Origin of the sequence: Flavobacterium hydatis (assembly GCF_000737695.1) — a bacterium.
In the GTDB taxonomy this organism is placed as follows: Bacteria; Bacteroidota; Bacteroidia; order Flavobacteriales; family Flavobacteriaceae; genus Flavobacterium; species Flavobacterium hydatis.
In genome coordinates, this window is the sequence record NZ_JPRM01000098.1 from 1 (window position 1) to 275 (window position 275).

1 pseudogene is annotated in these 275 nt (G+C 37.8%); it reads left to right on the forward strand.

Annotation, left to right across the window (positions count from 1 at the left end):
- Positions 1 to 275: pseudogene (locus IW20_RS26550) on the forward strand (hypothetical protein); the annotation flags it as partial.

Here is a 275-nt window from a genome sequence, read left to right on the forward strand (position 1 = left end):
TGTGATGAAGTAACTTCAGTAGTTGTAGTAAGTCAACCCGTAATCAAAGCCAATCCAGAAACAACAACACCAATTAATGGAAACACAGGAGGAAAAACTCCAGCGTTAACCGCGAATGATAAATTAAATGGAGTAGATGTAGTAATTGGAACTAAGCCAGGTGAAGTAACCCTTACAAAGGTAACTGTGCCAACAGGATTAACATTAAATCCAGACGGAACAGTAACGATAGCTCCAAATACACCAGCAGGAAATTACGATGTAAAATACAAAAT